Source organism: Enterococcus sp. DIV0970a, from assembly GCF_051711265.1.
Classification (GTDB): Bacteria; Bacillota; Bacilli; order Lactobacillales; family Enterococcaceae; genus Enterococcus_D; species Enterococcus_D casseliflavus.
The window spans coordinates 2,073,052-2,096,306 of sequence record NZ_JBIOMF010000001.1 but is presented as its reverse complement, the minus strand read 5'-3'; the positions used below and the strand labels follow the sequence as shown (position 1 = coordinate 2,096,306).

23 protein-coding genes are annotated in these 23,255 nt (G+C 43.6%); 18 read left to right on the top strand and 5 right to left on the bottom strand.

All coding sequences use genetic code 11. The features are described 5' to 3' along the window. Window positions 1-185: 185 nt before the first annotated feature. The 3 genes from IGK14_RS10030 to IGK14_RS10020 are packed head-to-tail and all read right to left on the bottom strand — an operon-like array spanning window position 186 to window position 3,374. Window positions 186-1,010: a TPM domain-containing protein gene (locus IGK14_RS10030; protein ID WP_438712160.1), complete on the bottom strand. Its 825-nt coding sequence runs from the start codon at window positions 1,008-1,010 to the stop codon at window positions 186-188. After that, a complete protein-coding gene (locus IGK14_RS10025; protein ID WP_010749513.1) occupies window positions 1,007-2,128 on the bottom strand; it encodes a hypothetical protein in 1,122 nt (373 codons plus the stop codon). Before IGK14_RS10025 ends, IGK14_RS10030 begins: the two co-directional genes overlap by 4 nt. A gap of 16 nt (window positions 2,129-2,144) precedes the next feature. Next, window positions 2,145-3,374 carry an SPFH domain-containing protein gene (locus IGK14_RS10020; protein ID WP_438712158.1) on the bottom strand — a complete coding sequence of 410 codons (1,230 nt, stop codon included), beginning with the start codon at window positions 3,372-3,374 and terminating at the stop codon, window positions 2,145-2,147. A gap of 283 nt (window positions 3,375-3,657) precedes the next feature. On the opposite strand from IGK14_RS10020, the gene dnaX reads away from it, so the two are divergent. The 13 genes from dnaX (at window position 3,658) to IGK14_RS09955 (ending at window position 14,128) form a co-directional block, all read left to right on the top strand. Next, entirely contained in the window at window positions 3,658-5,379 is a 1,722-nt protein-coding gene (dnaX, locus tag IGK14_RS10015) for a DNA polymerase III subunit gamma/tau (RefSeq protein WP_010749515.1), read from the top strand. Window positions 5,380-5,399: 20 nt separating this feature from the next. After that, the gene (locus tag IGK14_RS10010; RefSeq protein WP_005229811.1) at window positions 5,400-5,714 is read left to right on the top strand and encodes a YbaB/EbfC family nucleoid-associated protein; all 315 of its coding nucleotides are present in this window, start codon (window positions 5,400-5,402) and stop codon (window positions 5,712-5,714) included. A gap of 14 nt (window positions 5,715-5,728) precedes the next feature. Next, entirely contained in the window at window positions 5,729-6,325 is a 597-nt protein-coding gene (gene recR / locus IGK14_RS10005) for a recombination mediator RecR (protein WP_005229813.1), read from the top strand. Window positions 6,326-6,345: 20 nt separating this feature from the next. Further along, complete coding sequence (tmk, locus tag IGK14_RS10000; protein WP_005229815.1) at window positions 6,346-6,993, top strand: dTMP kinase; 648 nt, start codon at window positions 6,346-6,348, stop codon at window positions 6,991-6,993. A 32-nt stretch (window positions 6,994-7,025) separates the two neighbouring features. Beyond that, window positions 7,026-7,355 carry a cyclic-di-AMP receptor gene (locus tag IGK14_RS09995; RefSeq protein ID WP_005229817.1) on the top strand — a complete coding sequence of 110 codons (330 nt, stop codon included), beginning with the start codon at window positions 7,026-7,028 and terminating at the stop codon, window positions 7,353-7,355. Between the two features lie 14 nt (window positions 7,356-7,369). Next, the gene (gene holB, locus IGK14_RS09990) at window positions 7,370-8,302 is read left to right on the top strand and encodes a DNA polymerase III subunit delta' (protein ID WP_005231923.1); all 933 of its coding nucleotides are present in this window, start codon (window positions 7,370-7,372) and stop codon (window positions 8,300-8,302) included. A gap of 29 nt (window positions 8,303-8,331) precedes the next feature. After that, a complete protein-coding gene (locus IGK14_RS09985; protein ID WP_005229821.1) occupies window positions 8,332-9,132 on the top strand; it encodes a PSP1 domain-containing protein in 801 nt (266 codons plus the stop codon). A 19-nt stretch (window positions 9,133-9,151) separates the two neighbouring features. Then, the gene (locus IGK14_RS09980) at window positions 9,152-9,499 is read left to right on the top strand and encodes a DNA replication initiation control protein YabA (RefSeq protein WP_080646990.1); all 348 of its coding nucleotides are present in this window, start codon (window positions 9,152-9,154) and stop codon (window positions 9,497-9,499) included. Between the two features lie 70 nt (window positions 9,500-9,569). After that, window positions 9,570-10,430 carry a 16S rRNA (cytidine(1402)-2'-O)-methyltransferase gene (rsmI, locus tag IGK14_RS09975; protein ID WP_154694515.1) on the top strand — a complete coding sequence of 287 codons (861 nt, stop codon included), beginning with the start codon at window positions 9,570-9,572 and terminating at the stop codon, window positions 10,428-10,430. Between the two features lie 171 nt (window positions 10,431-10,601). Beyond that, on the top strand, window positions 10,602-11,819 hold the full coding sequence (locus tag IGK14_RS09970; protein ID WP_005229828.1) for an ammonium transporter: 1,218 nt from the start codon (window positions 10,602-10,604) through the stop codon (window positions 11,817-11,819). Window positions 11,820-11,835: 16 nt separating this feature from the next. Continuing rightward, entirely contained in the window at window positions 11,836-12,177 is a 342-nt protein-coding gene (locus tag IGK14_RS09965; RefSeq protein WP_005229830.1) for a P-II family nitrogen regulator, read from the top strand. 150 nt (window positions 12,178-12,327) lie between these two features. Continuing rightward, window positions 12,328-13,452 carry a DNA polymerase IV gene (gene dinB, locus IGK14_RS09960; RefSeq protein WP_010749518.1) on the top strand — a complete coding sequence of 375 codons (1,125 nt, stop codon included), beginning with the start codon at window positions 12,328-12,330 and terminating at the stop codon, window positions 13,450-13,452. Between the two features lie 19 nt (window positions 13,453-13,471). After that, complete coding sequence (locus IGK14_RS09955; RefSeq protein ID WP_010749519.1) at window positions 13,472-14,128, top strand: DNA alkylation repair protein; 657 nt, start codon at window positions 13,472-13,474, stop codon at window positions 14,126-14,128. Window positions 14,129-14,264: 136 nt separating this feature from the next. Here IGK14_RS09955 and nrdG read toward each other — a convergent pair whose 3' ends face one another. Beyond that, window positions 14,265-14,861, bottom strand: coding sequence for an anaerobic ribonucleoside-triphosphate reductase activating protein (nrdG, locus tag IGK14_RS09950; RefSeq protein WP_005229836.1), 597 nt, complete (start codon window positions 14,859-14,861; stop codon window positions 14,265-14,267). 83 nt (window positions 14,862-14,944) lie between these two features. Then, the gene (gene nrdD / locus IGK14_RS09945) at window positions 14,945-17,140 is read right to left on the bottom strand and encodes an anaerobic ribonucleoside-triphosphate reductase (RefSeq protein ID WP_010749520.1); all 2,196 of its coding nucleotides are present in this window, start codon (window positions 17,138-17,140) and stop codon (window positions 14,945-14,947) included. Window positions 17,141-17,427: 287 nt separating this feature from the next. On the opposite strand from nrdD, the gene IGK14_RS09940 reads away from it, so the two are divergent. The 5 genes from IGK14_RS09940 (at window position 17,428) to IGK14_RS09920 (ending at window position 23,249) form a co-directional block, all read left to right on the top strand. Further along, on the top strand, window positions 17,428-18,192 hold the full coding sequence (locus IGK14_RS09940; protein WP_010749521.1) for an ABC transporter ATP-binding protein: 765 nt from the start codon (window positions 17,428-17,430) through the stop codon (window positions 18,190-18,192). Beyond that, window positions 18,182-20,236 carry an FtsX-like permease family protein gene (locus IGK14_RS09935; RefSeq protein WP_438712150.1) on the top strand — a complete coding sequence of 685 codons (2,055 nt, stop codon included), beginning with the start codon at window positions 18,182-18,184 and terminating at the stop codon, window positions 20,234-20,236. Before IGK14_RS09940 ends, IGK14_RS09935 begins: the two co-directional genes overlap by 11 nt. Window positions 20,237-20,424: 188 nt before the next feature. Then, window positions 20,425-21,507, top strand: a complete 1,083-nt coding sequence (locus tag IGK14_RS09930; protein ID WP_010749523.1) for a M42 family metallopeptidase — start codon at window positions 20,425-20,427, stop codon at window positions 21,505-21,507. A gap of 9 nt (window positions 21,508-21,516) precedes the next feature. Continuing rightward, window positions 21,517-22,302: a DUF975 family protein gene (locus IGK14_RS09925; protein ID WP_228074108.1), complete on the top strand. Its 786-nt coding sequence runs from the start codon at window positions 21,517-21,519 to the stop codon at window positions 22,300-22,302. Window positions 22,303-22,508: 206 nt separating this feature from the next. Then, a complete protein-coding gene (locus tag IGK14_RS09920; RefSeq protein ID WP_005229857.1) occupies window positions 22,509-23,249 on the top strand; it encodes an MBL fold metallo-hydrolase in 741 nt (246 codons plus the stop codon). The last annotated feature ends 6 nt before the right edge of the window (window positions 23,250-23,255 follow it).

Below are 23,255 nucleotides of genomic sequence, written 5' to 3'. Positions count from 1 at the left end.
TCAAGTAAAATCGATGAGGTGCATTTGAAATTATCAAAAGGATCTCTATATCTTTAACAGCGATAGGGTCAAAATCATTGTGACGATAGCTAAAGGATCTTGTCGATTCATGGTATGAATAGCAGCAAAAAAAGAGTTCCCGTTTGAAGGAACTCTTTTTTACATTCAAAACAACTATTTAACGATTAGAAACTGCGTCCGCCGCCGCCGAAAGTACCGCCACCAGAAGAGTGGGTCGTACTGCCGCCGCCACCGCCAGAAAAACCGCCACCACCGCCGCCTCCGCCATTATTCGAAGGACGGGGGATGCGTCTGGTTGTGACAAAGGAGTTGACTAAGCGATCTTCTTTTTGGGTCAGATCAATACTTGATTTTTCTAGATAGTTAAATTTGTAGCCGCCCATTTTTAATTGGTAACGGGATTTAACAATGATGAAAAAGGCGATACTGATCACTGCTGCGATTGCTAAGCAAATAGCAATTTCTAGTGGCGTCATCACTTTGTAATAAGTAATTTTTCCAGTATCACGATCGATACGATAGTGATCGGCAGGAACACCTGCTTCCACAAAACCAGCCGCTTTTTGCAGATAGACCAATGCCGCTTGGTAATAATTTCCCTCTGCCATCTGGTCAAATACCGCATCAAGTAGCTTGTCTAGACGTGAGTCAGTGAGGTAATCGATCATATTTCCAGAAGTCGAAACGTGAAATTTACGTTGCGACATATCGATCACCAAAGCGGATCCATTGTTGTCGTTGCCGATCCGTCTTGAAAGATATCGATTAGTATACAACTCGATATCTCCCGTGTTGCTGTTCGTTGTTTGAATAAACACTTCGCCTTTGATTTTCGCATTCAGCGCTTCTGCTTCTTCATTCAACTTCTGGATTTCTTGTTCGGTAAAAAGTCCAGCGTGGTCTGCGACTGTCTCTTCGGCTGCGAAGGCGGGCAGGGTGGTGAAGAAAAAGCCAACCAGCAGAAGCAACAAATAAGATAGTTTTATCATAAGAAATACGCTCCAATCAATGCGAGGATGGTCGTTGCCGCGAAAATTGCACCACTGACGATTCCCAAGCGTTTGTAACTGATTGGTAAAACACCGCTGACTTTTCCTGTTTGCCCATTCATCGCATAATAAAAGGCACTCTTGTTTTCATCATCGGCTCGATAGGTCACTAGCCATACAGGAAGCAAAACGTAATTGTTTTCTTCTTTTGTTAGATTGATAGATCGATTGTTGCGTTTAAAACTAGTATAGCCATTGACGGTACCTGCTAGCAGGTTTTCAGCATACCCCGATAATTCGTTTTTGACTTCGTCGGAAAGATCAATGTATTCAATGTCTCTTTTTTCTGCTTGGAAGCCGGCTAAATACTGACTGCGAAAATTAACAGCTTTTTCAAGGGGAAACGGCTGAACGCCAGTTACCATTTTTTGTTGGACGTTTTTTGACAGCGCATGCTTGAGCAATTCATTCACCTTGATTTTTCCTCGTCGCAAGACATCGTATTGTTTGTGTTCAGTATATTCAATATCACCAACGCGCCAAATACGCAAGGAGGTACCCATTCCTGAGAGGGAGCCGTTCATCTCGGCATCGATGACCCAATAAGGGAAGTATACGCCAGTCAATTTCTCTACTTGTGCTTGGTCGAAGAAATCCCGTGGGACGAATTTTTTCTTTTGCGCCCATTCTAAAAACTTTTGCGTTGCTTCTTCTTTTTCAATCGCAAAGGGAAGGACTTTGTTTGGCAAAAATTCTCCCGAAAGCCGTCCAGATAAAACGACCGGGTTATGGCAAAAGTAGCAATAGGTTGCAGCTGTAGTCGCATCCGTCACGATTTCAGCACCGCAGCTGGGGCAGGTGAAAAGGTCCATCTGTCCCGCTTGTGCATTGGCTTGTTGCTGCACTTCTTCTTCAAGGCTCGGCTCCGTCACTGAGGTAGCCGTGGCATCTACAGAAGAATCAGCGGCCATTTGCGCTTCTTTTTGCTTTTCTTCAAAGGCAGTGACTTCGTCTTCAGTAAAAATACTCAGACAAAATGGACAATGAAATTTTTGATCGCCAGGATCAAAGGTTAAAGCGCCCCCGCAATTGGGGCACTTATGTGTGATAACATCCATCAGCAATCCTCCTCAATTAGTCTACTGGGACACCTTTGAAAGGTTTGCCGCAATTCGGACAGAATTTTGGAATGCCGTTGGCTAAATCGATCACTTCACCACAATCGCTGCATTTCATTTTCAGACTTGGTCCATCGCTCGTTGGTTTAGGCGTGCCGCAATTGCTGCAGAATTTACCAGTATTAGATGTGCCGCATTGTGGGCAGTCCCAATGATCTGCGTTGCTTTGTGCAGGTGCTTGTTGCTGCTGCATCTGCTGTTGGTTGTTTTGTGACGCTTGGTTCAAATAACCGCCACCAGCGTTCATCCCCATGCCCATGCCAACAAACCCAGTCGTAGCGCCAGCGGCATTGCTACCGGCAGATTCCATACCACGAGCAACCGAACCTTGAACATAGCCTTCACGAATCGAAGGGTCGCCTAACATTGCCCCTTGGTTCCGCATGTTGATCAATTTTACGGAATCATCCGTATAAGAGATGCTTGCGACGGCAACCGAAACGATTTCCATTCCTCGGAGTTCTCGCCAGCTGTCATCAAGAACTGTTCCCATATATTTGCTTAATTCCATGCTCTTAGATGGAACGTAAGAAATTCGTTCGCCATCAGCGGACATTTTGTTGATCGCTGTTTGTAGGGCGGTCAAAAATTCAGCTAAGTACTGCTCGTTGATGTCGTTGATATCGACTTGACTTTTGTTTTTTGGGATCGCATTCGTATAGAACAAAATTGGATCGGTAACTCGTAAGGAATAGTTTCCGTGCGCCCGCAAGAAAAGTTCTGCGTTGTAAAAGTTGTCAAAATAATTCAAAGGCGAGGAAGTACCGAAGCGAATCCCTTTGATTTCTTGTAGATTGATATAAAAAACTTGTTGTTTTTGCGGTGTAACGCCACCAAACTTAAAGCGGTCAAACGTTTCAGAAATCGCATCTTTCAATGAACCGTTTAACATTGAAGGCGCTAATTCGTTTTTCACTGTATAGTAGCCTTCTTCGGCGGTATAATCGATGATTCGCCCGCCATCAACCAATAACATCATCATATTCGGATAGACATGGATCACTGAGCCATCAGTGATGACATCTTCCGTGCCTTTTCTGTTGGAACCGCGTTTGTCATTACGCCGCACTTTGACACCTTTTGTCATTACTGTCGAATCGCTCATATTGTCAGGCTCGATCACCTCTAGCCATTGATCTGCTAATCCGCCGCCAATTGCGCTTGTTGCCGCTTTGATAATACCCATTTTCAGTCCTCCTTTAAATTGTTTTCATCACAATAGATGAACATAGATTCATTATACCATAGGAGGTGAGATTTACGTTATCAGTCTAAAGTTGGAGAGGAGTTTTTCGCAAAATCCATCAATAAACGGTTCTTTAGAAGGTGGATTTGAATAAAAGAGATAAATTGGAGATTGCGGATTAAATTTCCATTTCTTTTGAGATTCCCCCACGCAAACGGTGGTTTTTTTTGCTGATATTACGTATAATAGAAGGTAGCGAATTTTGAAATGAGTGTGGAAAACTATGGCTTATCAAGCATTATATCGTGTTTGGCGTTCTCAGCGTTTTGATGATGTTGTCGGACAAAAAGCAATTACCCAAACCTTAAAAAATGCAATCGATCAAAACCAGATCTCGCATGCCTATTTATTTACGGGTCCTCGAGGAACCGGGAAAACAAGTGCAGCGAAAATTTTTGCCAAAGCCATCAATTGTCCGAACCAGGTCAACGGTGAGCCTTGCAATGAGTGCGACGTGTGTCGCTCAATCACAGCAGGGACGCAAGAAGACGTGATCGAAATCGATGCGGCAAGCAACAACGGTGTAGAAGAAATTCGCTTTATTCGTGATCGTGCGAACTATGCACCGACCCAAGCTGAATACAAAGTTTATATCATTGATGAAGTGCACATGCTGTCAACAGGCGCATTCAACGCTTTACTAAAAACATTGGAAGAACCGCGGAAAAATGTTGTCTTTATTTTGGCAACAACAGAGCCCCATAAGATTCCAGCAACGATCATTTCCCGAACCCAACGCTTTGATTTCAAACGGATCAATACGCAAGATATCGTGGGTCATTTAGAAACGGTCCTTACTACTAGTGAGATCAATTACGAAGCAGAAGCTTTACAGATCATTGCGCGAGCCGCAGAAGGCGGTATGCGGGATGCCTTGAGTATCACCGACCAGGCGATCGCTTTTAGTGATGGAACCGTAACGACCCAAGATGCTCTTGAAGTGACGGGCAGCTTGTCCTATGAAATGATGGACCGTCTGATGCAAGCTTGCGGGGAAAAAGAAGTTGCCGATGCGTTAGCGACCTTGCGGGAGTTATTAGCCTCTGGTAAAGAAGCCCGACGTTTATTGGAAAACTTGTTGGTTTATTGTCGAGACTTGCTGATGTATCAACAAGCGCCGCAGCTGCTATCTGAAAAGTCGCTGCAGTTGACTGAAGCGTTTCAAACGCTGGCAAAAAATACCCCGCCAGCAAAAATCTATCACTGGATCACGGTCTTAAACGATACGCAAAATGAAGTACGATTTACGAACAATCCTACGATTTATTTGGAAGTGGCTGTGGTCAAATTAGCCAATGATCCAGAAAGTGCTGCTGTTGCTAGCAATTCAGCTGATAATAGTCAAGAAGTGGCGCAGTTACGTCAAGCATTGCAAAAACTTCAGGCAGAGGTGCAACGACTGCAGGATAATCGACCGGCAGGTGCCGTTGCGGAAACCACTGCGCCAGTGAAGAAAGCCAAGACGACCACTACGTTCCGTTTACCAAAGGAACGCGTGTTCCAAGTACTGAAAAGTGCAACGAAGAAAGACTTGGCAAACGTTCGCAATGTTTGGGACGATCTTTTGATGTCTCTTTCCGTGACGCAAAGAGCGATGCTGCATTCCAGTGAAGCAAAAGCTGCCAGCGAATCTGGCGTCGTGATCGCTTTTGACTATGAGATCTTATGCCAGCGAGCAAGTAACGACCAAGAGTTTCAATTGATGATCCATAATCAATTGTCTCGCATGATCAAAGACTACGCCCCACAGGCTGTCTTTATCACAAAAGAAAGTTGGCCGGCACTACGGCAAGAGTTTTTGGCCGGCGGTCAAGCAGCGGCAGATTCGGAAATTGAAGTAGACCAAGAAGAGACCGAAGCCGCTCCTGTCGAACCAGAAAATGACGACTTAGTGACAAAAGCGCAAGAGTTATTTGGTGAATTAACCAGCATTGAAGAAAATTAATGAAAATGGAGTGATTGATAATGATGCGAGGCATGGGAAATATGCAAGGCATGATGAAACAAATGCAAAAAATGCAAAAAGAAATGATGAAAGAACAAGAAGCGCTGAACAGCAAACAATTTATCGGCGAATCGACAAATGGCTATGTCAAAGCGACCTTTACTGGCGATAAGACGTTACAAGACATTACTATCAATGAAGCGATCGTTGATGCTGACGATGTGGAAATGCTGCAAGATATGATCATTTTAGCTGTCAATGACGGATTGAAGAAAATTGAAAAAGAATCGGAACAAACGATGGGCAAATACACAAGAAACATTCCGGGTCTATAAAAGGAGAAATGACGGTGCAATATCCTGAACCGATCGCCCGATTGATCGACAGTTACATGAAACTGCCGGGAATCGGACAAAAAACCGCGACACGTTTGGCATTTTATACAATCGATATGAAAGAAGAAGTCGTCAATGAGTTTGCCAAATCGTTGCTTAGTGTCAAACGAGATTTGCACTTTTGCAGTATTTGCGGAAATATAACTGAAGAAGATCCTTGTGAGATCTGCAGTGATCCAACAAGAGACAAAGAAACGATTTTAGTGGTTGAAGAGCCTAAAGATGTCATGGCACTAGAAAAAGTCCGAGAGTATCATGGACTTTATCATGTGCTGCATGGCGTGCTATCCCCGATGGAAGGGACGGGTCCAGAAGATATCAACATTGCATCGCTGATACAGCGGCTGCATGATGATCAGGTCAAAGAAGTGATTATTGCGACCAATGCGACCACGGAAGGTGAAGCAACGGCGATGTATATGTCACGTTTGATCAAGCCTGCTGGTATTAAAGTCACGCGTTTGGCTCATGGCTTATCTGTGGGCAGCGATATTGAATACGCGGATGAAGTGACCTTGCTAAAAGCAGTAGAAGGTCGCCGAGAATTATAAAGATATTGGAGGCAATTAGGGTGAATGGATTGTTTATAACCATCGAAGGACCGGATGGTGCTGGAAAAACCAGTGTGATCGAAGAGTTGTATCCTCGGTTACAGCTTGAAGCAACAAGAAAAATCGTGAAAACAAGAGAACCTGGCGGAGTTAAAATCGCTGAAAAGATTCGTAAAATTATTTTAGATCCGCGAAATGAAGAAATGGATGAGCGGACGGAAGCCTTACTTTATGCAGCGGCCCGCCGCCAACACTTGATTGAGGTTGTCCTGCCGGCATTGAATGCTGGACACATCGTGATCTGTGACCGCTTTGTTGACAGTTCGCTTGCCTATCAAGGAGCTGGACGCCGCATCGGGATTCCTGAGATCGCACGGATCAACGAGTTTGCGACGGAAGGAACGACGCCTGATTTTACCTTGTATCTAGATGTTGACTCTGATACTGGCTTGCGTCGCATCCAAGAAAACCGCGCACATCAATATGACCGCTTAGATTCGGAAGGATTGGAGTTTCACCAACGGGTTCGTCATGCGTATCTCAAGCTGGCGGAAGAAAATCCTGTACGCATTCATAAGATTGATGCTAGAATGGGGTTACAAGAAGTTGTTGAATCCAGCTATTCAGCAATCGTTGAATCGTATCCTGCTTACTTCAAGTCAATCTAGAGTAGGTTGGATAACACAAAGGAGATGGTCCCATGAAATTAATTATGGCAATCGTACAAGACAAAGACAGTAATCGTTTGGCAAATGAGTTTATTGATGCCAATATCCGTGCTACAAAATTGTCCTCAACGGGTGGGTTTTTAAAGGCTGGCAACAGTACGTTTATCATTGGTATTGAAGACGATCGGGTACAAGATGCATTAGAATTGATCAAAAAAACCTGTCAATCAAGAAAACAATATGTCTCGACACCGATGTCTTTAGACATTTCCTTAGACGGTCAAGTTCCTTATCCAGTCGAAGTCGAAGTCGGCGGAGCAACTGTGTTCGTGCTACCGGTTGACGGATTCCATCAATATTAAAAAAGGAGCTTTTCATGGAGGAGTTATTTCTACAAGAATATCAGCCTCTTGTTTTTGCCCAACTAAAAAAAAGTATCAAGCATGGGCGCATTGCTCATGCTTATCTTTTTGAAGGGGACAAGGGGACTGGCAAGCACGAATTAAGTCTGTGGCTCGCAAAACGCCTTTTTTGTACCAATGTGCAAGAAGAAGCCCCGTGCGGCACATGCAGCAATTGTCTGCGGATCGCCCAAGGAGAGCATCCTGACGTTATCCAAATCGAGCCGGATGGGCAGATGATCAAAGTCGACCAGATTCGGCAGCTGCAAGAGGAGTTCTCAAAGAGCGGCTTTGAAAGTCGTCTGAAAATCTTTATTTTGTCTCAAGCAGACAAAATGAACAACAGCGCTGCCAACAGCCTATTAAAGTTTTTGGAAGAACCGGTGGGAAACTTTTTGGCGATTTTAGAAACCGAGAGTTTAGGACGTATTTTGCCGACGATTCAGTCTCGCTGTCAGATCATTCATTTTTCGCCGCTGTCAAAAGAAAAACTACAGGAGAAGCTGCAAGAAGAAGGACTTTCCAAAGAGACGAGTCGACTTCTGAGCCACTTGACTAATAGTTATCATAAAGCAGTTGAAATCTCGCAGGATGAATGGTTTAATGAAACTAAGGATGCTGTTAAGCGTTGGGTGAATTACCTTTTGAAGAAAGACCCGCAAGCATTTATTTTTGTTCAGAAAAAGTTATTGGGTCTAGCAAAAGAAAAAAATCAGCAATCAGAAATCTTTTTGCTCTTGTTATTTTACTTTCAAGAGGAACGAGATCGATTGTTGGCACAAGGTTTATGGGGAAAAGAGATCAATCGTGCCATTGAAGCCGCATTGCAAGCACAAAAAAAATTGCAAGCCAATGTGTCTTTCCAAGGAGTGGCAGAACAATTTTCCGTGAAAATCATCTATGGATAAAACGCAGCAGCCGGAAAAGGAGACCAGAGATGATCGAAGTTGTCGGAGTGCGTTATCATGACGTAGGCCAGATTTATTTTTACACACCAAAAAAACAGACCTATACCATAAATGAACAAGTCATCGTGGAATCACAAGATGCCAAATGTCTTGCCACGGTGGTTACCAAAAGCAGAAAAATGAATGAGAGCGATTTGCCTCAAGCAGTCAAACCGATCCTGCGACGAGCGACGAAAAAAGATTTGGAGCAAGCTGCCGCCAATCAAAAAGCAGCAGACGAAGCGTTGAAAATCGGGAAAGAAAAAATCCGAGCACACCAGCTACCAATGAAGCTGATTCGGGTGGCATATACCTTTGAGCGCACAAAATTGATTTTTTCGTTCACTGCAGAAAGCCGCGTTGATTTTCGTGAGTTGGTCAAAGACTTGGCAAGTGAATTTCATACACGGATCGAACTGCGCCAAATTGGTGTCAGGGATGAAGCAAAGGCGCTAGGCGGAGTTGGACCCTGCGGTCGCAAACTATGCTGTGCAACATTTTTAGGCGATTTTATCCCAGTGTCCATCAAGATGGCTAAAGATCAAGGGCTCTCCTTAAATCCTGCAAAAATTTCAGGGTTATGTGGTCGTTTGATGTGTTGTCTTAAGTACGAAAGTGAAGAGTATGAGCGTGCAAAAAAAGAATTGCCGGATCGCGGCAAGGAAGTTGAAACGCCAGATGGCAAAGGACGTGTGGTTGGGCTGGATCTGTTAAGCCGAGTGATCAAAGTCCGTTTGCATGATCGGCAAACACCAATCGAGTATGATTATGAAGAACTAGTGACAAAATAAGTAGGTGACCATAATGAGCATGGACAAACGATCAATATATGACGGATTGAATCAGTTAGAAGCGGAGTTGCAAAATTCCTTGAATAATCTAGCGGAAATGAAGCAGTCTTTGCAAGAAATCGTCGAAAAAAATACGACATTAGAATTGGAAAATCAACGCTTACGTGAACACATTCGTGAGTTGAACCAAGTGGCAGATGCACCTGCTGAATCGGTCAAACAAGAGCTTTCTAAATCACGGATGAATTTAGAAAAGATTTACGAAGAAGGATTTCATGTTTGTTATGACTTATACGGTTCTCGCAGAGAACATGACGAACCTTGTGCGTTTTGTCTAGAAGTGATCTATCGTGAAAGCGGCAAATAGCTGACAGACGAAGCGGTTCGTTAGAAAAAAGATCAGTTTCTGCTGGTCTTTTTTTCGAAAGGAGCAGTACATGCAAAAGCAGCAAAGTTATAAACAAGACACTGGAAAACTGTATCTTGTTCCAACGCCGATCGGTAACTTGGAAGATATGACGTTCCGATGTGTCAAAATTTTAAAAGAAACGGACCTGATCGCAAGTGAAGATACTCGAAATACCCAGAAATTGTTGAATCATTTTGAGATTGCGACACCGCAAAAAAGCTTACATGAACACAATTATAAAGAACGGGTGCCACAGCTGATAGAACAGCTGCAAATGGGCAAGACTATTGCCCAATGCAGTGATGCTGGTATGCCCTCCATTAGTGATCCAGGTCATGAATTAGTCAAGGCGTGCTTGGTCGAAGGAATCGCAGTGATTGCGCTCCCAGGACCTACGGCTGGTTTGACCGCGCTGATCGCTTCTGGCTTATCACCGCAGCCGAATCTTTTTTATGGCTTTTTACCTCGTAAGAAAAAAGAACAAAAGCAAGCGTTAAGTGAATTGGCAAGCCAAAAAGCTACGATGATTTTTTATGAGTCACCGTATCGAATCGCAGCGACGATCGAAACGATGAAAGAGGTATTGGGAGAACGTCAAGCAGTTATCTGCCGTGAATTGACGAAAATCCACGAAGAATACTTGCGAGGGACCTTTTCAGAATTGATTGAATACCTCGACCAACAATCAATCAAAGGGGAATGCTGTCTATTAGTGGAAGGCGCTTCTGAAATCCCTGAAGTCGTTTATGAAGGAAGCTATGCTGAACAGGTGGCAGCCTTGATGGAAGAGGCAGACTTGTCTTCGAAAGAAGCCATCAAAGAAGTGGCTAAACGCAATCAAGTGAAGAAACAGCTTGTTTATCAAGCTTACCATCAATTAGAAACGTAATCATACCGAGAATTCTCTCGGTATTTTTTTGTCTTTTTTCGAACTTGTGTTAAGTTATCTGACATCGATAGTTAGCTATTTTCAGAAAATTCACGGTTTTCTCAGAAAAATCTAGATTATTTGAAAATATGATGTTAGGATAGCTAACATAAAGAAAAGGAGGCGTCAAAAATGAACACAGGGAATATTGCATTTATTTTAATTTGTAGCGGCATGGTTTTTCTTATGACTCCAGCATTGGCATTTTTTTACGGAGGATTGGAACGTCGCAAAAACATCCTCAATACCATGATGATGGTGATTTGTACGATGGGCTTGGCGTCTGTGCTATGGGTCGCTTTAGGGTATACCTTATCTTTTAGCGGCACAGGCTCATTTATTGGGAATTTAGATAAAGTCTTTTTCAATCATGTCTCGATGACAGAAGGAGAAGGGATTCCTGAAGGGTTATTTGCGGCCTTTCAAATGATGTTTGCCTTGATCACAACGGCGATCATTACTGGATCTGTCGTGGGCAGAATGCGTTTCTCAGCTATTTTCCTATTTATCGGCTTCTGGCTAGTTCTCGTGTATTTTCCAATGGCACATATGGTATGGGGCGGCGGTTTCTTAGATGCGATCGGCTCGATCGATTTTGCAGGAGGCAATGTCGTTCATATCAGTTCGGGTATCAGTGGGTTAGTCTTAGCGATCGTTGTCGGTAAGCGGCGAGAATTTCATCAAACCGAATATCGTCCTCATAATATTCCCTTTGTTGTACTAGGTGCTGGCCTTTTATGGTTTGGCTGGTTTGGCTTTAATGCTGGCTCTGCGTTAGCAGCTGATGGTCTAGCGATCCACGCCCTAATGACCACGAATACGGCAGCAGCCAGTGCGATGCTTTCTTGGATGCTGATCGAAAAAATCGTGTTGGGCAAACCGACGATCGTTGGTGCGTGTACTGGAGCCGTCGTGGGCTTAGTTGCCATCACACCAGGTGCGGGATTTGTCTCGCTTTGGTCTTCCTTTATCATTGGCGCTTTAGTCAGTCCGTTTTGCTACTTCTTTATTTCTGTCATCAAACATCGTCTAGGCTTAGATGATGCGCTGGATGCCTTTGGCTGCCATGGCGTAGGTGGGATTTTCGGTGGTTTGATGACAGGGATCTTTGCGGATCCAGCAGTGGGCGGACGGTCAGGATTGCTCTATGGCGGCGTTGATCTTTTTCTCGCACAAGCCGAAAGTATCGTATTTACGATTCTATTTGCAGGTATCTTATCCTTTGTCATTATCACTTTGATCAAATGGGTAATGCCGATTCGCGTATCGCAACAAGAAGAAGCAGTGGGGATGGATCGGATCGAACATGACGAAACGGCCTATCCTACCTTTATGGGGTTAGATTCTTAAGAGTGGAGGAGCAGTCATGAAAAAAGTTGAAGCGATTATTCGCCAAGAAAAATTAGAAGAACTAAAGGCCGCTTTGGACCAGTCTGATTTGATCAGCGGCATGACAGTCAGTCAAGTGCTGGGCTGCGGCAATCAAAAAGGCCTCAAAGAGTTTATTCGTGGCCAAGAAGTGATCACAACTCTTTTACCAAAAGTAAATGTCCGTTTTGTTTTAGCAGATGAAAAAGTCGATGCGGTGATTGAGCTGATTGTATCGATCTGTCGGACAGATGAAGTCGGTGACGGCAAAATATTCGTCTACCCGTTGGAAGAAGCGATTCGGATTCGCACTAATGAACGAGGGGAAGCTGCCTTATAGTAGAACTTCTTGGACCATGAAGAGGGCCGCAAAAGCAGTGAATGTAGAAGGAAGGACCAATGAAGATTGGTCCTTTTTGCGTGCTTCCCTCGATTCCTTGCTTGATAGGGAACTTCTGTTCGGTTATAATAAGAAGTGAGGTGAACAACGATGTCGGAACTACAATTTCCCTTAAAAAATGATACGAGCCGCAAAATTATTCATATTGATATGGATGCTTTTTTTGCTTCGGTGGAAGAACGGGATGATCCAGAGCTTGCCAAGCATCCCCTCGTCATTGCCCGTCACCCAAGTGATACTGGCGGACGAGGAGTGGTCACGACCGCCAATTATCTGGCACGACAATATGGCATCCACTCGGCAATGAGTGCGCAAAAAGCCTATGAGCTTTGTCCGCAAGCGATTTTTAAACCGGGAAATCATCAAAAGTATCGTGAAGTGTCCCAGCAAGTCAGAGAAATTTTTCATCGTTACACCGACATCATCGAACCAGTTTCTATTGATGAAGCGTATCTAGATGTCACAGTCAACAAGATCAATTGTCCTTCAGCAATTAAGATCGCTCGTTTGATTCAACGAGACATCTGGCAAGAGACTCATCTGACCTGTTCGGCAGGAGTCAGTTACAACAAATTCTTGGCAAAACTGTCTTCGGATTATCATAAACCACGAGGATTGACGGTGGTGATGCCAGATGAGGCAGTGGCCTTTTTGCAACAATTACCCATTGATAAATTTCACGGGATCGGGAAGAAAACTGTTCCGCGGATGCATGAGTTAGGTATTTTTACAGGAGCTGATCTGTATGGCTGGAGTGAGATGACGCTGATTCGTGAATTTGGCAAAATGGGGTATTCCTTGTATCGGAAAGTTAGAGGGATCCATGATTCCCCAGTTAGTGTGACGAGAGAACGGAAATCAGTTGGAAAAGAGCATACATACGGCAATCCATTAACCAGTGAAGAACAAGTATTGAGCCAGTTACGGGCTATCGCAGAAGAAGTCGAAAGATCACTGAAGCGCACACAAAAACATGGCAAGACGGTCGTGTTGAAAGTTCGTTACAGTGATTACTCTACGATCACCAAGCGAGTGACCTTGCCAACCTATGTTCATAAAAAAGAACAGCTATTTTCCGAAGCAAGTCTGATTTGGGAAGAAATTTTAGGTTTGGAAAAAGGCATCCGTCTTTTGGGGATCACCGTCACAAATCTTGATCCACTGACCTATGAAAATATCGTACTTCCCTTATGGCAACTATCTGACGAGCAGTAGGCAGAAGAGGAGGAGCAAAATGACACTCTATCAAGTATATGACACGATGGTGGGGTTGGCTGATCAGGAGCGAAGTGAAAAAATGGCCGCCTACATGCGGCATCAGTTTGATTTTTTAGGCATTCCTACGCCGTTGCGCCGCCAGCAGGAGAAAGCGACCTTCAAAGCAGCAAAACAAACGAAAACGGTTGATTGGGATTTTATCGATCATTGTTGGCAAAGCAGCTATCGGGAACACCAATACCTTGCGATTGATTATTTAGTGGTGATGGAGCCGTTTCTAGCGGTCATCGATCTGGCAAAAATTGAACAGCTAGTCATAACAAAAGCTTGGTGGGATAGCGTGGATGCCCTAAGTGAGGTTGTCAGAAAACTAGTTCGCCGACTGCCAGCGTTAAAAGCTGAAATGCTTCGCTGGAGTCTTGAGGAAAATCTTTGGCTGCGGCGAGTGGCAATACTCCATCAACTGCTGCAAAAAGAACAGATGGATCGACCACTGCTTGAAGAGGTCCTCGTCAATAATTTGGGGAGTTCTGAATTCTTTATCAACAAAGCCATTGGTTGGAGCTTACGAGATTATGCCAAGACGAATCCTCAGTGGGTCCACGACTTTCTTCTTCGCTATCAAACAAGTCTGGCGCCTTTGACGATTCGTGAAGCAAGTAAGTACCTGTAAAAAGCTTGGTCACTGAGTTGATATAACATAAAAAACACCGTGCATCATCTTTGAAGGAAGAGGAGGTGACCGCCAAAAGTTCGATTTTTTGGTCTAACTTTTGGGGTTACCTCAAGATGCACGGTGTTTTTAGTTTTTAAATTTGTTTTTTGATTTGTTCGTAGCTTGCTTCAGCATCTTTGCACTTTGCCCAGATAACCGCTTTTCCTTGTTCCCGAGATGCAGCAAGATCAATGATTCGTTGATTGCTGCTGCCGCGAAACTGCAAGTTTAAATTTCGTTTGCTCAGTTCAAAACGACCGTCGACTAAAATATCGATTTTGGATAAAAGTTCCAATTTATCGGGTGTTTCCAAAAGCAATTCTTCATAGGTGTAGCCTGACCAGCTCCAAATATCTTTGCTGTGCCCAAATTCAGCACGAACCCGATCAACGACTTTCAGACAGACTGTTGTGTTCAAGAAAGGTTCGCCGCCCAGGAGGGTCAGCCCTTGGACATAATCATGCCGCAGATCTTCGATGATTCGATCCTCTAGTTCTTGCGTAAAAGGTGTACCATAGCGAAAGTTTTGGACCGCTTTGTTGAAACAGCCTTCACAAGCAAAGAGACAGCCGCTCACGTATAAACTATTTCGAATGCCTTCACCATCAACAAAGTTGAAGGCTTTGTAATCAGCAATATAATTTTGGCTATATTCTTTGGCTTGCCATTCTTTAGGTTTCGGATTTCTCATAAGAAAACTTCTTTCTATCATGAATTACAGGGATTGGTCTTCAAGAAAAGGAGTGTAGAAGAATTCTAGCACTCCTTTTTCGTTTATTCTTGCAAATGTTTGACCCGGGCAGAAATTTCTTTGTGCCGTCCATTGACCATTGGACGAGCTTGAGGATTTCCAAGATACCCACAGGTTCTTTTGACGACGTCACAACTTTTTGGGTCATGATTGCCGCATTGCGGGCATTCGAAGCCCCGTTCGGTTGGATTGAAATCTCCTTCATACCCACACTCATAACAGTGATCGATAGGGGTATTTGTTCCAAGATAGGCGACCCGATCATAAGCGTAATCCCAAACCGCTTCTAACGCTTTTGGATTTTGCTGCAAGACTGGGTATTCACAGTAATGAATAAACCCGCCAGAACAGTATTTTGGATATTCTTTTTCAAAATCAAGTTTTTCAAATGGTGTCGGATTTTTCCGCACATCATAGTGGAAGCTGTTGGTGTAGTATTCTTTGTCGGTAATGTTTTCAACTTCACCGAATTTTTCGGTATCCAAGCGGCAGAAACGATCAGTCAGGCTTTCACTAGGCGTCGAGTATACGCTGAAATGATAGCCATATTCATCGCCCCAAGCATCTGCATGAGCTTTCAATTCTTTCACGATCGCTAGGGTAAAGGCTTTTGCTTCTGGATCTTGTTCCCATGTTCCACCATAAAAAGCCGAAGCTGCTTCATACAAACCGATATATCCAAGAGAAACAGTAGCACGTTTGTTTTTGAATAGTTCATTCACATTGTCTTTACGATCCAAACGTTCACCGAAAGCCCCATACATATAAAGGATCGGCGCATTCGCAGGGCTGGCTTCTTTACAGCGCTCCACCCGATAGACAAGAGCATCCTTGACGATTTGCAGACGATCTTCCAGCAGCGTCCAGAATTTTTCTTGATCACCATTTGCTTCTAAGGCGATCCGAGGAATATTCAATGTTACGACGCCTAGATTCATCCGACCGACATTGACTTCTTCGCCACGTTCGTTTTTCCAGCCTTGCAAGAAAGAACGACAGCCCATCGGCACTTTAAAGCTGCCGGTCAATTCAACCAATTTATCATAATTCAAAATATCAGGATACATCCGTTTGGTGGCACACTCTAAAGCCAGTTCTTTAATATCATAGTTCGGATCGGTAGGGGCCAAGTTGACGCCACGGCGAATACTAAAGATCAATTTTGGAAAAATAGCGGTACGCTTTTCACTACCTAACCCGTTGATGCGAATTTGGAGAATCGCTCGTTGGATCTCCCGTTCGAACCAGTTGGTTCCTAAACCAAAGCCAAGGGAAGTAAACGGCGTTTGTCCGTTCGAGGTGAATAACGTATTGATTTCGTATTCTAGACTTTGCATTGCATCGTAGATATCTTTGCGCGTTTTGCTCTTCGCATAAGCTTCCCGACGTTCAGGTGACTCGATCCATTCTTCGGCATCTTTTAGATGCTTTTGATAATTCAACTCAGCAAAAGGAGCCAATAATTCATCTGTTCGATCAGCAGAACAGCCGCCATATTGACTCGATGCTACATTTGCAATGATTTGTGAGATTTGTGCGGTGGCCGTTTGGATCGATTTTGGCGATTCCACTTCGGCGTTCCCAATTTTAAACCCATTATTCAGCATGCCTTTAAAATCGATCAAGCAACAGTTGGTCATTGGGGTGTAAGGATGATAATCCAAGTCATGGTAATGAATGTCGCCTTTTTGGTGAGCATTTGCCACGTGAGGAGGGAGCATTTTCAAACCGATCGATTTTCCTACGATCCCAGCGGTCAAATCACGTTGTGTATTGAACACATTGCTGTCTTTATTGGCATTTTCATTGACGACCGATTGATCTTTATTCATCAATTTGTTGATCGTAAAGTTGATGTCTGTGGCTTTGCTGCGCTCGAAGTCACGATGGGTCCGATAGTTGATATATTCTTCAGCCAAGGCATACTCGTTTTTTGCTAACAAGATATGCTCGACGATATTTTGGATCTCATAGATTTTTACATTCGTACGAAAACGTTCCGCGATCTCGTGATCGACACTGTCAACGATCTCGGTGATTTTTTCGTGGTCGATGGGAGAAAGCTCGCCGTTGACTTTTCTTAGGGCTTTCACTAACGCATCATAAATTTTTTGATCATCAAAATCGACAAGCCGTCCATCACGTTTAACGATTTTTAACTGACGCAAAGCGGACTGTCTTTCCAACCCTTGCTCAGGATTTCTCTTAATGTTCATCATTTCTACCACTCCTTATCTTCCATAATATAATAAAACAAATTGTAGAAATGAGCAACTATATATAGTGGTGAATAAGGGTTGTTAAATTGGATATACACAATATATAGTGTATATTCATTGGGGTGTTTTCTGAGAAAACTGATAAGATTAAGGATTTTGTTGTTCCATGTTTCACATAATGAATAAAAAACTTTTTTAAATTTATTTTTTCTCTGTTTTGAAGCAGAAGTATTCAATGAAAAAGTATGCTACCATAAGGAGAGAATTTTATTAAAGGAGGGTTCTATGTGAAAAATATGATTGATGTCAAGCATCTGACCAAAAGTTACGGCACTCGTTTCAATCAAACCAAAGTATTAGATAACCTTTCTTTTGCAGTGGATCAAGGAGAATTTGTCGGGGTCATGGGGCCCAGCGGCGCTGGGAAAACGACCTTGATGAATCTGTTGTCTTCAATCATGCGACCTAGCTTAGGCTCGATCTATATCGATGGCAAAGACATTACCCGAATGTCGGAAAAAGCCCTCAGCGATTTTCGTCGTCAGCAGATCGGTTTTATCTTTCAAGACTTTAATCTTTTAGAGACGTTGACTGCCAGAGACAATATCTTGCTTCCCCTTGCCATTGATCGTTTGCCCGTGAGTGAAACCCAAGAGCGCATTGAACAAACGGCCAATTTGTTAGGAATCGAGCACTTGTTAGATCGCTACCCAGAAGAATTGTCTGTAGGGCAAAAACAGCGGGTCGCTGCAGCTCGGGCAATCATCAGTCGTCCGGCGGTCCTTTTTGCTGATGAACCCACGGGAGCCCTTGATTCAAAAGCGGCAACAGAATTGTTACGGTATCTAGCGCAAATCAATCAACAAGAAAAAACGACGATCTTGATGGTCACCCACGATCCTTTTACCGCCAGCTACTGCAATCGGATTCTGTTCATTCGCGATGGTGTCTTCTTTGCGGAAGTCGTCAAAAAAGGCAGCCGTCAGGAATTTTTCGAAAAAATCATCGATATGCAGGCTACGATTGGAGGCGGTCCGCGCCATGTTGTTTAAAATCGGCTGGCGGAGTTTTTTGCGGCAGTTTCGCAATTATATGGTGTATTTTATTTGTATGATGACCGCCGTGATGATTTTCTATTCCTTTAACGCCTTGATGAATGATCGTCTGCTGAATCAACGGGTCCAGCAAGATATCCGAATCGAAGGGGTTTTAGGATTCGGCAGCAGTGTGGTTGCCTTTGTCGTCTTGTTTTTTATGCTGAGTGCCAATCATTTTTTTCTTAGTCAGCGGCAAAAAGAAATCAGTGTTTACCAGCTTTTTGGGCTGCGGCAAGGTCGTCTGGCTTGGCTGTTGCTGCGGGAAACGTTTCTACTGAATTTTTTCTCTTTAGTGACCGGCATCTTTATGGGGATTATTTTTTCGAAATTTTTTTCTATGATTTTGATTCGAGCGATGGGCTTGAATTTAACGAGTCATTTCTTTAATTCACCCCAATCGATTTTTTCAACGGTTTTTGTCTTTATCGCGGCGATGATTATTTTGAGTATTCAAGTGATCCTTTTTGTTTGGCGTACCCCAATGAGCGAGCTGATCAAGAGTGAATACCGCTTACCGATCAAGAAAATGAAAATGACCCCGTTTCGTTCATTAATGGGGGTTCTAGGTCTGATTCTACTAGGGGTAGGCTACTATTTGTCTTTGACCTTGCGGGAAACGTGGACCAACTATATCAAGTATACACAAGATTTTTCAGCAATTTTATGGATTCCTTTATTGATTCTGTTTTGCTGTGTGACAGCAACCTATCTCTTTTTTGATTGTTCCTTGCCAGCATTGTTATATTTATTGAGTAAGCCGAAAAAACGTCTTATCAAAGGGGCGAAACTGATTGCTTACAATAACGTGCGGGCTTACTTGCAAAGAACGTGGAAAAGCTATGCGCTTTTGACGATCATCACAGCGATCGCAATCTCCCTGATCGGGGGAACGATGGGGGTCATCTCATTAAACTATCAAGCAACGAACCGCATTTACCCAACGTCCTTTCAAGTGTCAGAAGAGCAGGCAGATACCTTGCGGGACCTTTTAGAAAAAGCCGATACACCGATTATTGTCGAACAATCGATTCCCTATAAAATGACCAATATGACGGTTCAAACCCGTTACCTTGGAGAGTTGCAAGACGAAAATATTGAAAATATCATGGTGAATCTGGTCGCTTTTTCTGATTATCAGCGTCTGCGAAAACTGGTTCCCGATGCCCCGGAGATTCAACTGAGTACCGATAAACAAGCGGTGCTTTTTGACAGTCAATCCGATGTGACTCGTTCGTTTATCACCTATCGCGATGAGGTCAAAATCGGCAGTCAACATACGTTCAAACTCATTCAAGCAGAACAGGATTATTTTGGGGATTCTGCCTTGCGCTATTCCTTGCCGAATGTCCTTGTCATCCAAGATGATGCGTACCAGCAAGTTGAGGGCTTCACCTATAGCGTTGCTTATTTACAAACAGATAAGGTGCAAACGGAGAGCTTGACTCAGCTGCTAGATGAAGAGCTGCCGATCGAGTGGACGCATCCTTTGACCTATGAGTTTAGCGAGGACCAAAAAAGCGTGCGTTTTTATCCAGAGACTGCCCGAGATTCCACCAGTGAGAATAACCAGATGACCGCATATCGACTGACCTTAGCGAATCGTTTTACAACGATGCGCGGCGTGCGGCGGCAAGCAGGAATCGTTTTGTTTGTGTCATTATTTGTAGGTGTGATCGTTTTGATCACGACATCCAGCAGTTTGATCGTTCGGCAATTTTCAAATACCGAGCGGGAGAAACACAATTACCGATTATTGACCAAACTAGGTTACACCCGAAAAGAAGTACGCAAACTCGTTTACTGGCAAAACATCTGGATTTTTATGCCAGGTACGCTACTGGCGATCTTGCATGCCGTCTTTGCCATCAATACCTTCACCCAAATCATCGACAGTCCTGGGTATTGGGTCGCTCATTTGTTTGCGGCAGTTGCAGCAGTCGTCTATCTATTTGCCTATTTGATTACCGTCAAGCTGTGTCTGCGAATAATTGAAACTTGATTGAATTCTTGATAAAACGATCCTTAGAATTGAAGCGAACCTTACAAGTTAGACCAAAAAATCTAATCTTGAGGATCACTACAAAACGAGGATCGTTTTTTCATTTAACCAATCTTTTTGTATTTCCCACTGGCACCAGATTAAGAGAATGGTATAATCATAATCAATGAGACAAAGGAGGAAGCAAGATGGAGAAAAAAGAAGAACAGCTTTTAATAGACCTAACGACTGCACGTGGGGTTCCTGGGAATGAGGAGGAAGTGCGTGAAGTCTTTAAAGAATATGCCAAAGACTTTGCTGAAGATATCTTTTTTGATGGTTTAGGAAGTGTCATTGCCAAACATGTTGGTGATGGCGGTGGACCGAAAATTTTTATTTCGGGACATATGGATGAAGTCGGCTTTATGGTAACTAAAATCACAGAAAAAGGCTTTATTGAATTCCAGACCCTTGGTGGTTGGTGGGGGCAAGTGATGCTGGCACAGCAAGTCGAGATCAAAACCAATGAAGGCAAATTGATCCACGGTGTCGTCGGATCAAAACCACCCCATGTCTTGAGTCCAGAGACTCGAAATAAACCGTATGATATCAAAGATATGTTCATTGATATCGGCGCTTCAAGTGAAGAAGAAGCCAAAGGCTGGGGGATCCGTCCAGGAGATATGATCACCCCTTATATCCAATACAAACGGATGAACGACAGCAAATTTTTATTAGCCAAAGCTTGGGACAATCGAATTGGTACGGCAGTATCACTGCGGGTATTAGAAACCTTGGCAGCAGAAGGTCATCCCAACTGCTTGTTTGCTGGCAGTGACGTGATGGAAGAAGTTGGCCTAAGAGGGGCGCGAACAAGCACTCACTTAGTGAATCCCGATATCGCTATCGCACTAGATACTGGTACCGCTGGGGACACACCTGGAATGACACCAAAAGAAGCGGATTCTGTGTTAGGCAAAGGCCCACAAGTCCTGATTTTCGATGCTTCCATGATTCCTCACAAGAAATTATTGAATTTTGTGATCGATGTCGCAGAAGAGATGGAAATTCCTTTCCAATATACCGTGATCACTGGTGGAGGAACCGATGCTGGTCAAATGCATTTGACTCGTGATGGGGTCCCTTCGATCGCTATTACCGTGCCAGTTCGTTACCTGCATTCTCATACTTCTGTCATTCATGAGGATGACTACTTCAATACAGTCAAGCTTGTAACGGAAGTGGTTCGCCGCTTAGACGATAAGACCGTTAAAGCATTGCGCAGTTATTAAGGTGAGTCTATGAGATCAAATACAATGATTCGAGAGACCGCCAAAAACTCCTTGCGCGGATTCTGGGGAACGTTCGTCTTAAGTATTTTAGCGACGGTTGCGGTACAAGCGGTGGTCAGCTCGCTTTTTAGTAGTATTGGGACTTCTTTTGGTGCAAACAATGCAGGGAGCTGGATCGATCTGATCTTGGACAATTTTGTCTTCTTTGCGTTTTCGGTAGCGTTGAGTATCATGGCACTCTATCTGGTTCGTGGCAGAGGAATCAACGTGGGGGATATTTTTCTCGTCTTTGATAAGCGTCTGTATGTACCGTTTTTGCTACTAAATTTAGTGAGCGCGCTTTTAAATTATCTTTTGAGTTTTGCGATTTTCTTGCCGCAGTTTGTCTTATCAGGGCTCAATCAATATTTGGACTTGGTATTCAATTTTAATCGGGGAATCTCTATTGATGTGGCGATGTTTAATGGCTCCCTGGCTTTTGTACTCGGGACTTTTCTCGCCATCATTTTGTTCTTCTTTTTGTCACAAGTCGTTACTGGTGTGATCCAATTAGCGATCTATCTGCGCTATGATCAACCGGAATTAGGGGTTCTTCAGTCAATTAAAGTGGCCTTTGCTCTCTTGCGTCCACATCTGGGTCAATACATTTGGCTACAGTTATCATTGATTGGTTGGTTTATTCTCGGCTTTTTGGCACTGATGATCGGGATGCTATGGGCAAACGCCTACGCTTATGCAGTTAATGCAGTATTTTATGAGGAATTGATCAATGAACAACGAGCGATGATCAGATAAACAAAAAAGACGATGGCCCATTGGTCTGGCTCCCTGCAGATAGAGTAAAAAACTCATTCATAGGGTTCTACCAATAGACGTCGTTTTTTTCTCGTTTTCTCGATCTTTTTTTGCAAAAAAATGGTCGGATTTTAGTCAAATCAGCTGAGATGTGATAGCATAAAAGAAGTAGAAAACCAGCTTGAGCCAAAGAGGAGGAAACACAAGTGAAAATAACTGTCTTAGGTTGTTTAGGTGCCTATCCGTATAATGGTGAAGGGACTACTGGCTATTTAATTGAGTCGGAAGGCTTTCATTTGCTGCTTGATGCGGGAAGCACCACCTTGGTCCAACTAGAAAAAATCCTTGATCCCTTAGACTTAGATGCAGTGATTTTGACGCATTACCATCACGATCATATTGCGGATCTAGGCGTATTGCAATACTATTGGCAATTGTATCCAGGAAACGAAGAACGCCAGGTTTTGCCGATCTACGGACATGGGGAGGACACTGTTCATTTTGAAAGCCTGACGATGCCTGGAGTGACTCAAGGAATTGATTACCTCCAAACGGAGTCATTGGAATTGGGCCCGTTTACCATTACCTTTATGAAAACGATCCATCCAGTCACTTGCTATGCCATGCGATTTGTTGAGAAAAGCACAGGCAAGGTTTTTGTTTTTACAGGCGATTCTGGCTACTTAGAATCTTTTGTTCCATTTGCACAAGGAGCTGACCTGTTTTTGGCAGATACCTATCTTTTTGCAGGCAATGAGCGGCACAAGGCTCATTTTACGTCAAAAGAAGCAGGGGAGATCGCCCATGCGGCGCAGGTAAAAAAATTAATGTTGACGCATTTGCCGCAACACGGTGATTTAGAACAGTTACGAGAAGAGGCTGCACTAGCTGCCAATGGGATCCCCGTTGAATTGGCGGCTGTTCAAAAAATAATTGAAATCATCTAATTAGGA